At 61.2% G+C, this 17,697-nt stretch carries 9 protein-coding genes; 4 read left to right on the plus strand and 5 right to left on the minus strand.

All coding sequences use genetic code 11. The features are described from left to right. The first annotated feature begins 15 nt into the window (after positions 1-15). Together ugpE and ACYVIT_RS14630 are read left to right on the plus strand one after the other, a co-directional pair. Positions 16-843: a sn-glycerol-3-phosphate ABC transporter permease UgpE gene (gene ugpE, locus ACYVIT_RS14625; protein WP_094821548.1), complete on the plus strand. Its 828-nt coding sequence runs from the start codon at positions 16-18 to the stop codon at positions 841-843. 46 nt (positions 844-889) lie between these two features. Next, the gene (locus ACYVIT_RS14630) at positions 890-1,969 is read left to right on the plus strand and encodes a sn-glycerol-3-phosphate import ATP-binding protein UgpC (RefSeq protein ID WP_415807834.1); all 1,080 of its coding nucleotides are present in this window, start codon (positions 890-892) and stop codon (positions 1,967-1,969) included. Positions 1,970-2,006: 37 nt separating this feature from the next. Here the strand turns inward: ACYVIT_RS14630 and ACYVIT_RS14635 are convergent, their stop codons facing one another. The 5 genes from ACYVIT_RS14635 to ACYVIT_RS14655 form a co-directional block, all read right to left on the minus strand. Then, on the minus strand, positions 2,007-3,092 hold the full coding sequence (locus ACYVIT_RS14635; protein WP_460478217.1) for an Ldh family oxidoreductase: 1,086 nt from the start codon (positions 3,090-3,092) through the stop codon (positions 2,007-2,009). Further along, positions 3,089-4,597: a tripartite tricarboxylate transporter permease gene (locus ACYVIT_RS14640; RefSeq protein WP_415807835.1), complete on the minus strand. Its 1,509-nt coding sequence runs from the start codon at positions 4,595-4,597 to the stop codon at positions 3,089-3,091. The genes ACYVIT_RS14635 and ACYVIT_RS14640 overlap by 4 nt, the downstream gene beginning before the upstream one ends. Positions 4,598-4,601: 4 nt before the next feature. After that, entirely contained in the window at positions 4,602-5,078 is a 477-nt protein-coding gene (locus tag ACYVIT_RS14645) for a tripartite tricarboxylate transporter TctB family protein (protein WP_415807836.1), read from the minus strand. A gap of 83 nt (positions 5,079-5,161) precedes the next feature. Beyond that, complete coding sequence (locus ACYVIT_RS14650) at positions 5,162-6,136, minus strand: tripartite tricarboxylate transporter substrate binding protein (protein WP_415807837.1); 975 nt, start codon at positions 6,134-6,136, stop codon at positions 5,162-5,164. 1,157 nt (positions 6,137-7,293) lie between these two features. Further along, complete coding sequence (locus tag ACYVIT_RS14655) at positions 7,294-7,893, minus strand: RBBP9/YdeN family alpha/beta hydrolase (protein ID WP_415807192.1); 600 nt, start codon at positions 7,891-7,893, stop codon at positions 7,294-7,296. 330 nt (positions 7,894-8,223) lie between these two features. Between ACYVIT_RS14655 and ACYVIT_RS14660 the strand changes: the two genes are divergently transcribed. Both ACYVIT_RS14660 and ACYVIT_RS14665 read left to right on the plus strand, forming a co-directional pair. Next, positions 8,224-9,351, plus strand: coding sequence for a branched-chain amino acid ABC transporter substrate-binding protein (locus ACYVIT_RS14660; RefSeq protein WP_415807193.1), 1,128 nt, complete (start codon positions 8,224-8,226; stop codon positions 9,349-9,351). A 703-nt stretch (positions 9,352-10,054) separates the two neighbouring features. Further along, positions 10,055-17,695 (plus strand): SDR family NAD(P)-dependent oxidoreductase, encoded by a 7,641-nt coding sequence (locus ACYVIT_RS14665; protein WP_415807194.1) that lies wholly within the window; start codon positions 10,055-10,057, stop codon positions 17,693-17,695. Positions 17,696-17,697 lie beyond the last annotated feature (2 nt).

The following is a 17,697-nucleotide window of genomic DNA, read 5'->3' on the forward strand; positions in this document are numbered from 1 at the left end:
AAAAGGCTACGCATCATGGTTGAACGCCGTCCCTGGCTGGACATCCTGGCTCACATCATCCTGCTGTGCGGAGTAGCGCTGGTCGCCTTTCCGCTGTATGTGACGTTTGTCGCCTCGACCCAGACCGCCCAAGAAGTCGCCGCCGCACCGATGTCGCTGCTGCCCGGCCCGCACTTCGTCGAGAACTACACGCGCGCGCTGACCAACGCTGGCGTGGGCAGCATGCTGTATGTCAGCTTGATCATGGCGCTGGCCATCTCGCTGGGCAAAATCGCCATCTCATTACTCTCGGCTTTTGCCGTTGTGTATTTCCGCTTTCCGGGACGCATGTTCTTTTTCTGGATGATTTTCGTCACCCTGATGCTGCCCGTCGAAGTCCGCATCGCGCCTACCTACAAAGTCGTCGCGGACCTGGGATTGCTCAATAGCTATGCCGGCCTGACGCTGCCGCTCATCGCCTCGGCCACCGCGACGTTCCTGTTCCGCCAGTTCTTTCTGACCGTTCCCGATGAGCTCGTCGAAGCCGCGCGCATCGACGGCGCCAGCCCGCTGCGATTTTTCCGCGACGTGCTGTTGCCGCTATCGCGCACCAGCATCGCCGCCCTCTTTGTCATCCAGTTCATCTATGGCTGGAACCAATACCTCTGGCCGCTGCTCATCACCACCCAAGAAGACATGTATCCGGTGGTCATCGGCATCAAACGCATGATCAGCGGCGGCGACAGCGTCACCGAGTGGAACATCACCATGGCCACCGCGCTATTGGCCATGATCCCGCCGGTACTGGTCGTGATCCTGATGCAAAAGTGGTTCGTCAAAGGCTTGGTCGACACCGAAAAATAACCGTGCCGCCCCTCATCCGGGCAGCCGCTTACGCAAAGAACATCTCATGGCAACCCTGAGCTTTCGCAACGTCAAGAAAACCTATGCCGGCAACGTCGCCGTCATCCACGGCATCGACGCAGACGTAAAAGACGGCGAATTCATCGTCATCGTCGGCCCGTCCGGCTGCGGAAAATCCACCCTGATGCGCATGGTCGCCGGCCTGGAAACTGTCACCAGCGGCGAGATCCTGATCGACGGCAACGTCGTCAATCAACTCGAGCCGGCCGAACGCGACATCGCCATGGTGTTCCAGAACTACGCGCTCTACCCGCACATGAGCGTGTTCGACAACATGGCCTACGGCCTGAAGATCCGCAAATTCTCCAAGGACGACATACGCAAACGCGTCGACGCCGCTGCGAAAATCCTGGAGCTCGAAAAACTGCTCGACCGCCGCCCGCGACAACTGTCCGGCGGTCAACGCCAGCGCGTTGCCATGGGCCGCGCCATCGTGCGCGAGCCCAAAGTCTTTCTATTCGACGAACCCTTATCCAATCTGGACGCCAAACTGCGCGTGGCCATGCGTCTGGAAATCATGAAACTGCATCGGCGCCTGGGCACCACCAGCCTCTACGTGACGCACGATCAAGTCGAGGCCATGACTCTCGCCCACCGCATGATCGTCATGAATCAGGGCGTGCCCGAACAGATCGGGACGCCCATGGAGGTTTTCGAAAAGCCCGCCTCCACCTTTGTCGCAGGCTTCATCGGGTCGCCACCCATGAACCTGATCACCGTCACCACCACCGCCGAGGGCAGCGTCCAGACTCAAGACGGCATCACGCTGCAAATCCCTGCAGACCAAGTCCCCGCCGCCGTGCGTGGCCGCCCCGTCATCCTGGGCATACGTCCCGAACACATCGATCTCAATAACCAAGGCATCCCCGCCGAAGTTGAAATGATCGAAACCCTGGGCTCGGAACAGCTCTTGCACGCGCGCTGCGGTCAATCACCTATCGTGGTCCGCTGTCCCACCAGTCTGTTGGCCGCCACGCCGCTTAAACCTGGTGACGCCATTCAACTGGGTTCGGACGGCCGCCATGCCCTGCACTGGTTCGACGTGCAGACCGGGCGGCGGATCTGATTGGGGCGGAGAATCCCTCAGCGTCTGTGATCAGCCTCTAGGCATGGCGAGCGGTATGCGCCTGAATCGCTGATGGCATCGGCACAGACCACGCCTCGGACAACTTGTGCAACGCGGGCACGATCGTGGGATCCAGGGATACACCGTGACTGAGTTGCTGCGCCCGCAATGCCAGCCCCCTATCACCCGGCAATCGCACCGCGTCCACGCCGGCCCGAGGCGGATTCTCGCGGCATTGCTGGGCCAGCCAATTCATCTGTCGATGAAAGTCTTCTTTGCCGCCAAAACCCGTTGTGTCATGCAGTGTCAAATACACCGTAGCCCCCCATCCCTCGGCGCCGTCGGCGCGGCCATACCCCCCCAATCCGCCCGTCAATGCCTCGATCAGCAACGCCAGACCATAGCCTTTGTGTCCCGCGGAAATCCCGCCCACAGGCAAGATAGTGCCCGGCGGCTGCGCAAACAAGACTGACGGATCACGCGTGGGATGCCCCTGGGCGTCGATCAACCACGCCTCGTCGAACTGCTTGCCCTGCTGCGCCAACCGTGCGGACATACCGTTGGTCGTGATCGAAGCAGAGATGTCAATCAGCAACGGCGATGCTGCAGGAATACCTGCCGCAATGGGGTTGGGGGTAAACACGGCCTGAGTGCCGCCAAAAGGCGCCACACTGCGCGCAGCAGGGTCGGATGATGCCAGCACGATCAGCATGTCTTGCTGAACGGCGCGCAGCAGATAGCTGGCCAGGCAGGCAATATGGTGGCTGCGCCGGATGACCAGGGTTGCCGAACCGAAACGGCGCGCGCGCGGCAGCAATTCATCAATCGCGCGGCAAACCAGCCAGGGACCCGGCAACCGCCGGCCATCCCACAACACTGAGGCCTCTTTGTCGGACAGGACCTCTGGCTCGCCCTCATTGGCCATGCGGCCTTGTTGCAGGTCGGCGGCATAAGGCGCCAACAACGCCAGACCGTGCGTCGTGTGGCCCAGCAAATCGCCCTCGACCAGGACCTCTGCCACGGTAGTCGCGATATCGTTCCGCATCCCGGCCTGCACCAGCACCCGCTCGGCAAACTCCCGCAGCGCGGCAGCCTCATAAACCCCAACGTCGCCTTGAGTCATGCCGTCACGCTCCTTTTATCCGTAGACATGCGATATACGCCTTTGCACAGCGGGATCAACCAAACCAGGATTGCCAGAACACCCAACCCGCAAGCAATCGGACGGCTGAAGAAGGCCCAGAAGTTTCCATCGGCCTTGATCATCGAAAAAACGAAATGCTCTTCGAGCATCCCGCCCAGCACCACCCCTAGCACGGCGGGCGCGATCGGAAAGTCATTTTCCTCCATCAGGTACGCGAGCACCCCCATCACCAGCATCACCAGCACCTCAAACACACTGTTATTGATGGCAAAGGTGCCTACGATACAAAATAGCAGAATGATAGGCATCAGCACATTACGCGGCACATTCAGCACCTGCTTGGCCGTCTTCACCACGAGATAACCCAAGGGCAACATAATGAGGTTCGCCAACACAAACACGGTGAAAACGGCATACATCTCGACCGGGCTATTGGTAAAAATCATCGGCCCAGGCGTCATGTTCTTCATGTACAACACGCCGATCACGATGGCCGTAATGGAATCCCCCGGGATCCCGAACACCAGCGCAGGAATCCACGCCCCTGCCAACGCCGAATTATTTGCCGCCCCTGCCTCGACAATTCCCTCCACGTGGCCCGTGCCGAATTTCTCGCGTTCGCGCGAAAACCGCTTGCTGATTCCGTACGACATCCAGGCCGCAATATCTGCGCCAGCGCCCGGCAGAATTCCCACCACCGTTCCCAGCACACTGCCGCGCGCGACGCTGGCAGGATACTTGCGCATCAACCCGCCCATGCCCGTAAAAATATTGCCGATGCGCCCTTTGATATCCACCGGACGCTGACTGACATCCGTGGCATAACGCAGCACCTCGGACACCGCAAACATCCCCACCATCATCGGCAACAGCGTCACGCCATTGAGCATGTCATCGTTGCCGAACGTGAAACGCGGGTACGCTGCGGGATTGTTCATCCCCACACAGGCCAGCAACAATCCGATCAGCAACGACACAAAACCGCGCAGCGTGCTCGATGGCGAAATGAATATCGCACACGACAGGCCCAGCACCACCAGCCAGAAAAACTCGTAGGACGTGAAGTTCAATGCGAAATCGGCCAGCAGCGGCGCGCACGTGATCAACACGAACGTGCCAAACAGCCCGCCGATACACGAGAACACAATGCTCGCACCCAAGGCCTGGTCCGCCAACCCTCGCCGCGTCATGGCGTAGGCCTCGTCGGTATAGGCGGCCGACGACGGCGTACCCGGTATGCGCAAAAGGCAGCCCGGAATATCCCCGGACGTGATCGCCATCGCCGTGGCTGTCACCATCATCGCGATGGCCGGAATCGGGTCCATGAAAAACGTGATCGGCACCAGCAGCGCGACTGCCATCGTCGCGCTCAGGCCGGGCACCGCCCCCACAAACAGGCCGAATATCGCAGACAGAAAAATCACGCTCAACACAAACGGGTCGGCTACCTGCAACAATGCCTGGTAGATATGTTCAGATGCCATGATGTCACCACGCCAACGGTTCGAGCAGACCCCACGGCAATGGCACGTGCAGCACACTGTAGAACATCACATGAATGACGAGCGAGACGATCAACGCCACCATCAACGCGCGCCGCCAACGCACGCCAAACAAGCGCTGCATCACCAGCAGCAGCAAAAACGAGCAAGGCAGAAATCCCAGCCAGTCCGCGGCCATGAAATAAAACACCAGAGAAATCGGCACCATCAGAAAGCGCAGCACCGCCATCGGATCACGCAGCCACGCGGGCCAGCCCGCACGCACAGCCCCCGCACGGCGCGCGCGCCATCCCTGGATCACCAGCAACACGGAACAAATAAACAGGCCTATCGAAATCAGCGTCGGAAACAGACTCGCGCCAAATTGTTGGCCAGGAATGACGGGAAACGTGCGCGCTACGGCGAAAACAAATACAGAGAAAACGCCCAGCACAATCCCAATTCGAATATCGTCGAATTTCATGGGACCTCTTCTAAACGAGGGGGTTCGACACCCCGGCCTACACGGCGGGCCGGGGAATGCGATGCGGCAACGATCCCGATTGGCTATTGCGGTGCGGGGCGCGCCATGCCAATCGCGGAAATTACTTGCCCGAAATCATCCATCGAACGTTGCATGAATGTGCCGTACTCGGCGCCGCCCGCCCAGCCGACACCAAAGCCGCGTTGCTTCATGAAGTCCTGGAATTCCTTGCTGTGATTGATCTTGTCGAGCGCTTGCACCATCCGCTTGGTGACATCGTCGGGCAGGCCCTTGGGGCCCGCGATGCCGCGCCACACACCGATTTTCCAATCCACGCCGATCGACTCTTTCAGCGTCGGCACATCGGGATACAAAGCCTCGCGCTTGTCGGCCATCACCGCCAACGGTTTCGCTTTACCGGCGTCGATCATCGGACGCGCTTCGGGCAAGGAGGTCGGCACGATGTCGATACCACCAGAGGCCAATTCCAGCATGGCCGGCGCCGCGCCGTTGGATGGCACAAACGGGACCGCCGCCGGATCCAGGCCTGCAGTCTTGAGCAGACCAGCAATCGCTATGTGCCAGATACCACCCTGGCCAGTGCCTGATGCCTTGAGCTTGCCGGGATTCGCCTTGATCGCCTCCATCAAATCGCCCATCGTTTTGTACGAAGACGAGGCGCTGACGGAAACTGCAGCGGGATCCACGTTCATCAAGCCGAGCGGCGTATAGTCCGCTGGCGACAGAGACGTCAGGCCCAGATGCTTCATCATCGCAATCTCGACCGTCAACATGCCCAATGTGTAGCCGTCAGGCCGGGCCTTGGCAATCGCTGCATGTCCCACGACCCCGTTACCACCCGTGCGATTGACGACGTTGACGGGTTGGCCCAATTCCTTTTCCAGCAGCGAGGCGATGATGCGCGCCGTGGCATCGGTGCCTCCTCCTGCTCCCCACGCCACATACATCGTGATAGGCCTTTCAGGCCAATCCGCGTATGCCAGCGGAGAAAAAGCGCACAGCGCTAACGCCCATCCAAGCAAGCGATGTTTCCTCATCGTATTGTCTCCAGGTCCTTCGTGGAATGCCCGGCGGATGCCGGATCCGGTCAGCTACGATAGGGGCGCAATGTGTACTTGCACCCTCATTTTGAAATAACAACAGACGCTCTGTGATAGTGTGAAACCATCTTAATTGATCATTATTAGCAGAGCAATCGACGATTCAACTATCGGGTTATCCCGGTGAGGGTCTTGTTATCGGCTAAATCGTATGGGTTGAAATTCGTTGGCGGTTTGGATGGGCCTAGGGGGGTGTGCTTATTGGACGTCGAGCCGAGGCAATCGGGCCGTGAGGGCTTCACAAAGCCGGTCCGGCGCGCGGGCGCCGGACACCGTGTTCGCTCGTCTCGTCCGCGCCTTCGCGCTCCCTTCGACATCCGCTCCACTCGGCTTTGAGGCGCCCTCACGGCCCGATTGCCTCGGCTCGACTCGCAGTCACTCAAGCTCATCACATCGCTGGCACGGTTGTTTTGCTTGGCATTTTTATGCTGCCGTGTTGGCAAAGAGGAAGATCTTGCAGGGCTGCTTTCGGCGAGCGCCCAGCGCGCTCACCTCAAGCGATCGGTCCGGGCATGCGGCGGGGTGGCGTGGTGCCAGGTTGGAAGATCTGCTTGGCTAGCGTCGATGCATGCGAAGATGATGCGTAGCTCAGCTCTAGGTATAACAAAATCGTAGCTCGAGAGATCTTCTGTTCATTCCCGATGCCACAGCCTTCGCATGCCAATCACGAACGCTATGCATGGGCGCGCCCGTAGGCGCCCATGCATAGCAGCGCTGCAAGATCCTCATCCTTTCAAACGCCAGTGCCTACGAAGACCAACCGTGCCAGCGACGGAGGGAATCAGAGATGCTGCGAGTCGAGGCGGGGCAGTGACCGTGTTGGCGCGCCTCGGAGTCGCGCGAGCGGAAGTCGTAGGCAGGCCCGAAGGGGCCGGACGAGACGAGCGATGCGGCAGTCGGACGCGAAGGCGGCCGACCGACTCCGTGAAGCGCCAACACGGTCACTGCCCCGCCTCGACGTCCAATAGCACTCGATCCCCCATCCTGCCCACACTGCAACGCTCAGCGCCCCCCTTCAGCAGGCCATCCAAACCAGCCACAACTGAAAACCTGAACTACTAAACACACGGTTATTCAAACCCGACTACCCAATATCAAGGCAACGCCACAGACTCCTGCACGCGCGAGACGCGAGGTAGCGGCGCAGCGACACGCCAGATGGCTCGACGGCGCAGCGCGGTGAGCAGCTTCAAACCGTGAGGCCAATCCCCAAAGCCGCTTTCTGTATTGATATGCCCCGCGCCAGAGAGAACCTCGAAACGGCTTCCCCACGCCGACGCAAACTGTCGCGCTCGGTCCAGTCCGCAGTACGGATCATCATCGCTGGCAACAACGACAGATTGGAATGGCAGCGAATGCAGTGGGACCGGGCCAAACACGCGTATGCAATCCGGCACGCTGTAGCGTTCAACATCAGGCGGCGCCACCAGCAGCGCGCCTGCGACCTTGGCTCGCAATGGAACCGGCAGGCTCACAGACGCCAGGCACCCCAGGCTATGGGCGATCAACAGCACAGGACACGCCGCACGGTCGACATACGCAGCCACCGTCGCATGCCAAACTGCCGGATCGGGATTGTCCCAATCAGGCTGCTGCACGCGCTGTGCATGCGGTAAACAATGCGCCCAGCGCGTTTGCCAATGGCCGGGGCCGGAATCTTTCCAGCCCGGAACGATAATCGGTTGGAATCTCATGGCGGATATGATGCCGCGCAGCCTTATGATGGCAAACGAATAAATTGTCTTTTGTATATATGCGGATTTGCATATAGCGCGGCCTTCACCGTCCCTTCATCGTCTTCTGGGCCCAGCGACTTTTTACCGGTACGGTGGTGGAGCGCGAAGCGAATACCGACGGATCGTTTTCGTTGATACGGGATTTCCCTGCCCTGCGCAAGGCGATTTACGCCCCCGTTCTCCCCTCAAACCAGTGCTTGTTTCAGGTATGCTTGCCCTGCACCGAGCGGGTGCATAGACACGATCTGCCCCGCCCGAATACGAAATACGAAGCCAAGGAGATCCCTTATGAAACAAACATTCCGCCTCAGCCCGGTACTGGCTGCGCTGAGCCTCGCGGCAGGCCTCACGGTGTCTGCGGGCGTACAGGCAGAGAACATCAAAATTGGCGTTGTCGGACCGACCACGGGCCCCGTGACCCAATACGGCGCCATGGTGCGCGAGGGGGTCGATACGGCCGTCGAGATGATCAACGCTGCCGGCGGCGTTGATGGCAAGAAATTGGAAACCGTTGTCATCGACGATGGCTGCGAGCCCAAGCAAGGGCCGGTCGCAGCCAACCGCGTTGTCAACGACGAAATCGGTTTTGTTGTTGGCCACGTCTGCTCGGGCGCCACGATCGCAGCGGCCGACGTCTACAACAATGAGGGTGTGGTGATGGTGACGCCCTCGGCCACGGCCCCTGCCCTGACCGACGGTAAAAACTACGAGTTTATTTTCCGCACAATCGGCCGCGACGACCAACAAGGCCCCGCCGCAGCGAAATTCATTCTGAATACGCTCAAACCCAAAACCGTCGCGGTTTTGCACGACAAGCAATCCTACGGCCAGGGTATCGCCACCGCCGTTAAAAACGATCTGGAAAAAGCCGGCACAAAAGTCGCGGTTTTCGAGGGTATTAACGCGGGCGACAGCGACTATTCCGCCGTCATCACCAAACTGAAATCCAATAATGTGGATTTCGTCTATTACGGTGGTTACCACCCCGAAATGGGCCTGCTACTGCGTCAGGCCGCCGAACAAGGCGTCAAAGCCAAATTCATGGGCCCCGAGGGTGTAGGCAATCCCGACATCAACGCTATCGCCGGCCCCGCTGCCGAAGGCATGTTGCTGACCCTGCCCGCCGATTTCACGCAAAATCCGGCCAACGCCGACGTCGTCAAGGCATTCGAGAGCAAAAAGCGCAATGCCAGCGGAGCATTCCAATTGACTGCCTACGCCGCCACTCAGGTCATCGCCGACGCCATCAAAGGCGCGGGCAGCACGGACCCGACCAAGGTCGCGCAGTACCTGCACGCCAATACCTTTCAGACCCCTATCGGCAAAACGTCATGGAACAAACAAGGCGATCTGAATGAATTCGAATTCCAGGTCTTTACCTGGCACAAGGACGGCAGCAAGACGGCCTATAAGTAATGTCGCCTGATCGCTCTTAGGTAACTCAAGCGTTCATTAGTATCAAAACCCGGATATCCGGGTCACATAAACGGGGCTCCAGGAGCCCCGTTTTGCTTTATCTCCGTACAATTTCCCCAGTCTTGACAATTATTTTCAAAATTTCGTATAGAAACCACATCACGAAACAAAAAATGTCCAACCGACCGTGAACTATAATTAGCTGCCGTTTTCGTTACATAATTTTCATTTATTTAATAACAAATGCAGCAATTACCGGCTAGATAACAAAGCAGATTTCGCCTATTTCCCAAGAAATAGCGATTTTCGTGCACGCATTGCCCACGACAAGGGGGCCAATTGTATCCATACTTTTCCACATATCGCCTTACGATCTTGCAGACACAATATAAACAGTAAAATTTGCGAACTCGAACTCTACGGATACTCCCTTCATAATGGCCGAGCCTCTTTTTTATGGCATAGGTATCAGTGTTTCAGCGGTTTGCCCCGCCTTGAGAAGCAGCGGGCACGCCGCCATCCACGTCGTCGCAAATAGTCTGGCTTTACCCGTCGGATAATCGGCGCGGCTTGGGCGATTACTGGCAGGCGCAGCCAGTATGCCCGGTGCCTGGTGGGCTGGTGTATCAGTTGTGCGGTTACTGGCTGCCAGCAAAACAAGATCAAAAGGCTCTCAAGAGCTGTTGTTGAAGGAATTTCATTCATGGCAAAACGTGTTGCCGTCGTAGGGCTCTCGTTCCGGTTTCCGCAAACGGATACCGAGCGATATTGGAATGACCTGATGGCCGGACGCGATCTGGTCACCCAAGTTGACGCCAGCCGTTGGCAACAAGACGCCTATCTGCATCCGGCCAAGGACCACCCCGGCACCGCTTATACCTTCTCGGCCGGCTCCTTGGGCGACATCTCGGGTTTTGACGCGCACTTTTTTGGCATTTCGCCGCGCGAAGCTTCTCTGATGGACCCGCAGCAACGCATGCTGCTGGAATTGTGCTGGGAAGCCATCGAAAGCGCTGGCATACCGCCCTCGCGCATGCGCGGCAGCGACTGCGGAGTCTATATCGGCATCGCCAGCGCCGATTATTCATATCGCCTTTCCGACGACATGGGGGCCGTCGACGCGTCGATGGCCACAGGCAACACGTCCAGTATCGCGGCCAACCGCCTGTCGTACCTGTTCGATCTGCACGGCCCGAGCATGGCCGTGGACACCGCATGCTCGTCGGCGCTGGTTGCCGTACACCAGGCCTGCCGCGCCATCATGACCGGCGAAACCACGCAAGCCATCGCAGGCGGCATCAGCTTGCACTTGCACCCCTATGGTTTCATCACGTTTTCCAAGGCCTCGATGTTGTCGCCCGAAGGGCGCTGCAAGGTTTTCGACGCGTCGGGTGACGGCTACGTCCGATCCGAAGGCGGCGGCCTGTTTTTGCTGAAAGACTACGACCAAGCTGTCGCCGACCGCAATCACATCCTGGCCGTCATCGCGGGCAGTGCCGTCAACACCGACGGCCGCAAATCCGGCCTGACCGTGCCCAATGCCAATGCGCAGATTTCGCTGATGCAGCAGGTGTACGAACGCGCCGGCATCGACATCACCGACATTGATTATCTGGAGGCTCACGGCACCGGCACCGCCGTCGGCGATCCTATCGAGACGCGCGCCATCGGCGCAGCGCTGGGACAACCTCGCGGCACGGGCAAGCCCCTGACCATCGGCTCGGTCAAAAGCAACCTGGGCCACCTCGAGGCTGCCTCCGGTGTCGCCGGCCTGGTCAAGGCCATCTACAGCCTGCAGCACCGCGTCGTACCCGCCACCATCGGCATCCAGACGCTGAACCCCGCCATCGAGTTCGACAACTGGAATATCTCCGTTGCCACCGAGAACTATGCCCTGCCCGCCAGCGGCACGCTGACCATCGGCGTCAACTCGTTCGGCTTTGGCGGCGCAAACGCGCACGTCATTCTGCAAAGCGCTCCCGAAGCCGACAACGATCCGGCCGACAAGCTGGCCAACACCGCCGCGGTACCCGTGATCGTGTCCGGCAAAACACCCGAGGCGCTGAAGGCCGCTGCCCGCGACTTGGCAGGTGTCCTGCAAAGCCAGCCTGGACGCGCGCTATACGACGTCGCCTATCACGCCGCCATGCGCCGCGAATGGCACGCCGAACGCGCTGTCGTCTATGGCACCGACAGTGAACAAGTCGCACAAGCCCTGGTGCAGTTCGCCGACGGCGACGCCCCTCGCTACAGCGTGGCATCGGGCAGCGCCGTGCCCGACGCACAAGGCGCAGTATTCGTCTATTCGGGAAACGGCTCACAGTGGGACGGCATGGGCCGGCAACTGCTGGCCGATCCGGTTTTTGCCGAAGCCGTCCACGAAATCGATACGTTGTTTGCGCCCCTGGCCGGTTATCGTCTGGGCGACGAACTCGCGCGCACCGACAGTGCCAACCAATACGCACGTACCGAAGTCGCGCAGCCCGCCTTGTTCGCGATCCAGGTAGGCATCACCCGCATGCTGGCGCAGCGCGGCATCTTGCCGACCGGCGTCATCGGCCATAGCGTCGGCGAAGTCGCCGCCGCCTGGGCATGCGGCGCGTTGACCCTGGCCGACGCGGTTCAGGTCATATTCCATCGCAGCCGCCTGCAGGGTCGCACCAAAGGCCATGGCTGCATGACTGCTGTCGGGATAGACGGCGGCTCCGCCCTCGCCTTGTTGACCGAACTGCAGCTCACCAACGCCGTGTGCGTCGCGGGCTATAACAGCATGCGCGGCGCCACCCTGGCAGGCGACCCAGCCGCTCTAGGCACCGTCGAAGCCGTGCTGGCCGAACGCCAGGTGTTCTACAAACGCCTGGATCTCGACTATGCCTTTCACAGCGCTGCCATGGATCCTATCCAGGCAGAGTTGCAGCAAGTCCTGGCCGGCCTCGCGCCGAGCGCGGGCCACACTCCATTCTATTCATCCGTAGACGGCAAGCTGCTGGACGGCAAAAACCTCAATGCAGACTACTGGTGGCGCAACGTCCGTGAACCGGTACGTTTTCACCAGGCCATTGACGCTCTCATCGCACGGGGCGACAACGTCTACATTGAAGTCGGCCCGCACCCGGTACTGCGTTCGTATGTCAATGACGGTCTGAATAGCGCCGAACGCAAAGGCCGCGTCTTGCTGACCGCCAGCCGTGGCAACGACGATCCTGCCCGCATTCATGACACCGCTGGCCAAGCCATCCTGAGCGGCGCGCAAACTGACTGGCAAGACCTGTTCCCCTGGGAAGGCCGCCACATCATCATGCCGGCCTACCCATGGCAGCGCGAGCGCTATTGGCACCCGACCAGCGCCGACTCGCTGGGTCAACTGCAGCGGGCCAAGGTCCATCCCCTGCTGGGATATCCGCTCAGCCAGCACGAAGGCATCTGGGAAAACCAGCTCGATACCAAGCTGTACGCCTGGCTGGCCGATCACATCGTCGGCGACGCCACCGTATTCCCGGGCAGCGGATTTGCCGAGATCGCCTTGGCCGCCGCGCAGCAATGGCAGCCTGCACCCTGGCTGGAAATCGAAGAGCTCGAAATCCGCGCCCCGCTGCTGTTGGCCGCCTCGCCGTCCAAACGCACCCGCGTGACGGTCGATACCTCTGACGGCAGCTTGCGTATCCAGGCCAAAGACGTAGGCAGCGCCGAGCCCTGGACTCTGCACGCTTCGGCCCGTATTCTGCGCGAGGCCAGCGACGCCTTGATCAGGGGCGTGCCCGTGCGCGCTCTCGAGCGCCCCTACGACTTCACCACCGATAGCCATGCCCTGCTGACTCGTGCGGTGGGCCTGGATTACGGCGATGCTTTCCGTGCCGTACGTCATGGCTGGAAAGAATCCGACGACACCGTGCTGGCCGTCCTGCAGCCAGCCACCGTGCTGCAAGATCAGCTGCCGCAAAGCCTGTTGCACCCGGCACTGCTGGACTGCACATTCCAGTTGATCATCCAACTGCTGCGTGACGACCCCGCCATGGGTCAGGGCGTCGCCTTCGTGCCCGCCAAAATCGGACGCTTGGCCGTGCGCTCGGAAACGGACGTACCGCATTTCGTGCGCGCACGCCTGTTGCGCCGTGCGCCGCATTCGCTGACAGCCGAATTCGACATCTACAACGCCGCCGGCGAACAAATCGCCGCCGTGCGCGAAGCCCGCTTCAAGAGCATCCGTCTATCCAAAACGGCCGGCGACACGCTGGACTTCGTAGACGACGCTGGCGTGCCTCGCCCGCACGCGCTGGATCCGCGCAGCCGCATCAGTGAGCTGGATACCGGTGCCGCCGCCGACGCCTGGACCACCCTGGCCGCCAGCGCCGCGCAGGACCAGACCCATACGCGCTACGCCCACGAAATCGAGCCCTTGCTGGACAGCCTGTGTGATCATTTCTTTGTCCGGGCGCTGACCACGCTGGCGCCCAACGGCCACCATCTATACAACGACGCTGTCGAGCGCTGCCGCCAGACTTCGCCCGACACCGCCGCCTTGCTGGACCACCTGTTGGCGCGGGCCACCGACACCGGCCTGCTGGAACGCTCGCCCTCGGGCTGGGGCATCCCCGCAGCGGAAGACAATGCTCCCGACGTCATCGACATCTGGAACAGCCTGTTGCGCGAGTACCCCGACTATGCACACATCGTGCACGCCGTCGGCCGCGTTGGCCTGCATCTGGGCCAATTGCTGCAGGGCCAGGTCACATTGGACGCAGTCTGCCCGGCTGATGCATCGCCCAGCGCATTGACGCACCAGATCCTGGGCACCGAAGCTCGCGAACGCATCGGCGCCACCCTGCAAACCTTGCTGGCCCAGGCGCAAAGTCAATTGCGTGCCGGCACCCGGTTGAACGTACTGGAAATCAGCGCCTACACGCCGGCCTTTGCCGTGCACTGCTGCACCACGCTGGATTTCGACCTGGCCGACTACCGCTACGTCTCCACCCAGCAAGCCGCCATCGAACAAGCCCAACGCCTGCTGGACGCCTACCCCGATGCCTCGTGCGGCCTGATCGACGACGCCTCGCAACCCGGCGAATCCGATTACTACGACCTGGTCGTCCTGCATGCGGACAGCGCCAACGCTGACGACACCCTGCGCACGTTGGAATATGCTCGCACGCATCTGAAATCCGGTGGCACCTTGCTGCTGCTCGGCCATCATCCCGTCGCCTGGCTGGACTTCGTCGCTGGTGCGCAAGCCACTTGGTGGACGCCGGCCGACGCCGATGGGCTGCGCGCCTCATGCCAGTATCCCGCCCGCCTGTGGCAGGACATGCTGACACAGCAGGGCTATACGTGCAGTCCGGTGCTGGAGTTCGTCCCCGAGTCTTTGTCAGGCCCCTATCTGTTGAATGCTGTCGCGACCGCGGCATCTGCCGGCACCCGGCCGGCGGCCCCGGCTGTGCAGGCGAGCACGCGGCCCGAGCAGCCTGGCTGGTTGCTGCTGACCGGATCCCAAGACGCGGACACCGCGCTGGCCCAGGCCATCACCACGGCCCTGACCGCAGCCGGTCATCGCACCGTGATCCAGCGCAACATCGACTCCGCCAATCTGGATGCGCTGCTGGCTCAAGCCACCAGCCAATTGGGCGCCATTCACGGCATCATCCACCTGGACGGTCTGGTCGCGAACGCCGCCAGCCAAACCGCCCAACTGCAGACACAAGTCCGCCGTTGCGCCCTGGCCGCGTCCCTCGCCCAGGCGCTCGAACGCAGCAACAGCAAAGCCACCCTCTGGCTCATCACCGTAGGCGCCGCGCAGCATCTGGCCACGTCCGATGCCTTGTCCACCGGGCTGAACGATACCCCGCTGTGGGGCTACGGACGCACGATGATGAACGAGGCCGCCAACTACGGCGTGCGCTTGCTGGACCTGCCCTGCGCCGAACCCACCGACATCCTGATCGAGGCCCTGGCGCGCGAGCTGTGCCACCCTGACACCGAACAGGAAGCCGCTCTCACGGCCAATGGCGAGCGCTACGCACCTCGACTGCATGCCTTGCCCCGTCCGTCCAGCGCCACCGAGCCTGACCACACGGCAGACCAGATCAGCCTGGGCTTTGAATTCCCCGGCCAGTTGCGCAACCTGCGTTGGCAAGCCGGCCCGGCGGCCGAGCTGGCCGACGACCAGCTGGAAATCGACGTCCACGCCACCGGCCTGAATTTCCGCGACGTGATGTACGCCTTGGGCCTGTTGTCGGACGAAGCCATCGAAAACGGCTTTGCCGGCCCCACGCTAGGCCTGGAATTCGCAGGTACCGTGCGACGCGTCGGCCCTCAGGCCGAAGGCGGCTACCAGCCCGGTGACGCAGTCGTGGGCTTTGGCCCGGCCAGCTTCTCCAACCGTGTCTTTACCAAAGCCAGCGCCATCTCCCACATCCCCGAAGGCATCTCCTTCGAGGCTGCGGCGACGATCCCCAGCACCTTCTTCACCGTCTACTACGCGCTGCACCACCTGGCCCAGCTCGAAGAAGGCGAAAAGGTCCTGATCCATGGCGCGGCAGGCGGCGTCGGCATCGCCGCCATCCAGTTCGCACAAGCCCGTGGCGCAGAGATCTACGCCACCGCCGGCTCTGAGGAAAAGCGCGACTTCCTGCGCCTGATGGGCGTGCAGCACATCTACGATTCGCGTTCATTGGCCTATGCCGATGACATTCTGGCCGACACCCAAGGCCAAGGTGTAGACGTGGTCCTGAATTCGCTGGCCGGCGAAGCCGTCAACCGCAACCTGCGTGTGCTGAAGCCCTTCGGCCGGTTCCTCGAACTGGGCAAACGCGACTTCTACGAAAACACGCGCATCGGCCTGCGCCCGTTCCGCAACAACATCAGCTATTTTGGCATCGATGCCGACCAACTGATGCACGAGCGCCCTGCCCTGACCCGCCGCCTGTTCGGCGAAATGATGGCGCTCTTTGCCCAGGGCGTGCTGCATCCCTTGCCCTATCAGGAATTCGACGCCAACGACATCGTTGACGCCTTCCGCTACATGCAGCAGGCGCGCCAGATCGGCAAAATCGTCATCACTTATCGCAACGGCATCCGTCACACGCATAACGCCGCTACGACGGCCGAGGCCGCCGCACTGACACTGCCCGAGCAGGCCACCTATCTGATCACCGGCGGTCTTAGCGGCTTCGGCCTGCGTACCGCGCAATGGCTCGCCGACAAAGGCGCCCGCCATCTGGCGCTGGTCAGCCGCAGCGGCCCTGCCTCCGAGACGGCACAAGAGGCCATCGCCGCGCTGCAGGCCCGCGGCGTCACTGTGCATGCCGCGCCCTGCGACGTCACCGACGCACAGGCCGTCAACGACCTGGTCGCGCATATCCAAACCACCATGCCGCCGTTAAAAGGCATTGTGCATGCCGCCATGGTCATCGACGACGGCCTGATCCGCAACGCCACTGCCGAACAGATCCAGCGTGTGCTCGCCCCCAAAGTCCTGGGCGGCCAACACCTGGACACCGCCACGCAGGACCTGACGCTGGACTTCTTTGTCATGTTCTCGTCTGGCACCACGCTGTTCGGCAACCCCGGCCAAGCCAACTACGTCGCCGCCAACATGTGGCTCGAAGGGCTGGCCCGCCAACGCCGCGCGCAAGGCCGCCCGGCCACCTGCGTACGCTGGGGCGCGATCGACGACGTCGGCTACCTGGCGCGCAACAAGAAAATCAAGGACGCCCTGCAAAGCCGTATGGGCGGCGCAGCGCTGGCCTCTGACACAGCCCTGCATGCTCTCGAAGACATGCTGCTGGCCAATGCCAGCGGCCTGGGCGTGCTGGAACTGGATTGGCGCGCCCTGCGCCGTTTCCTGCCCAGCGCCAACACGCCTAAATTCAGCGTCCTGGCCCGTCGCAGCAGCGACAGCGGCGACGACGACGGCGATGCCCGCGACATCTCGCACCTGTTGGCGACCATGGACGACGCGGCCCTGCATCCCGTATTCGTCGAGATGCTCAAGACCGAAGTCAGCGAAATCCTGCGCGTATCTGCCGACAAGATCAATCCCGACGTCTCGGTCTATGACATGGGTCTCGATTCCCTGATGGGCGTCGAGCTGGTCGTCGCCCTGGAAAACCGGTTTGGCATCCGCCTGCCCGTCATGGCGCTCAACGAGAGCCCCACCTTGTCCAAGCTGGCCGATCGCTTGATCCAACTGCTGCGCGGCGACGGCGACCATGCCGAACAGGACACGGTCCTGGCCCAAGTCGAGCAAGTCGTCTCGCAACACACCGACGAAGTTCCGGCCGACGCCCTGGCCAAATTCGCCGATGAACTAAAATCAGGGAACATCAACAGCAAACGCATGATCCACTGACC

This window comes from Bordetella muralis (assembly GCF_054781015.1).